1 protein-coding gene is annotated in these 1358 nt (G+C 29.8%); it reads right to left on the reverse strand.

Annotated elements, in window-relative coordinates:
* The coding region (locus FYJ33_RS15965) for an IS1182 family transposase (protein WP_154532951.1) at window positions 1-1292 on the reverse strand (1292 nt) is incomplete at its 3' end.
* Window positions 1293-1358: the final 66 nt, after the last annotated feature.

Genomic DNA, 1358 nt, shown 5'->3' on the forward strand with positions numbered 1-1358 from the left:
CTAGCTTTAAATTTGCAGTTATTACAATTTTCACAAGTATAAATTGTTTTGGTACTTACATAACCAGTTTTAGATTTTCTTTTTTTTATATCATTTGCGTAAAGCCTTCTATTATTTTTACAGACATAATAATCCCCATCGTAATTGTATTCCATATTCTCTATTCGGCTTATATCATTCTGATATTTACGAGTTTTAGATATCTCATAATTTGCTGGTTTTATAAAAGATAACTGACCGTTATTTTCTATGAAAGAATAATTTTCTTCACTTTCATAACCAGAATCTGCAACAATTTTTAGATACTTAAAATTTAAGTTTTCTTGCATGCTTTTTAAGAGTGGAATCAATGTTGTTGTATCTGTAGGTTGTGGTCCAATAGTAAGCCATGCAATATACCCAGAATCAACTGCATGTTGTAAATTATAAGCTGGCTTAAGTTGCCCATTCTTCATGGCATCTTCTTTCATTCTCATAAAAGTGGCATCTTCATCTGTTTTTGAATAGCTATTACGATTACCACATATATGTATTTTCTGTGTGTATTCTTTTAACTTCCCAAGATACTGTTCGAGTTGTTCAATAGAACGCTGCAAAGCAGTCTTTCTTTTGCCACATCCGTGTACGAATTCTATATTCTCAGCCTTTTTTATTCTGTAAAGCTTCTTTCTTAGCTTTTTTAGATCTTTAATTTTTATAGTATTTCTGTAACCAACTCTAACACCATAAAGTTCACTACATTCCGCAACAAAATTTTCAATTTTGGTAAATAGCTTCTGCATATTTTTAGTAACAGCTCTCTTCCAAACAAATGTGAATTTATTGGAACTAGCCTCTATTTTTGTTCCATCTATAAATATTGACTCACCTGAAATTTCACCAATTTCATAAAGGAAATTAGTTGTTTGAGCAAGTATCTGTTCAGCACAAGGTGCAAAATGAAGAGTCCTAAATCTTGCAATAGTTGAATGATCTGGTGCTTTTGAACCTTCTAGTAAAAACATAAAATTGATGTCTCTATGGCAGGCACTTTCAATATCTCTGGATGAATAAAGTCCATTCATATATCCATATAAAATGATTTTTAGTAACTTTCGTGGCGAAGCTTGATTTTCCTTAACTCTGGAATAAGTCATATATAAATCTGATAAATCCATCTCCTCAACAAATTGACTTAGCAAACGCACTGAATCATTACTTGGAATCATATATTCTAAATTTAATGGTAATTTTAATTGATAAAGTTTGCGATAAATTGTATAATCTTTTTGTAAAATATTATATTGATTCATAAGAATATTTTACCATAAATCCTATTCTCTTTGAGTTTAGGATTTATTTTTTTGCACGAAAAAAGA

Origin of the sequence: Inconstantimicrobium porci (assembly GCF_009696465.1) — a bacterium.
Taxonomy (GTDB): Bacteria; Bacillota; Clostridia; order Clostridiales; family Clostridiaceae; genus Inconstantimicrobium; species Inconstantimicrobium porci.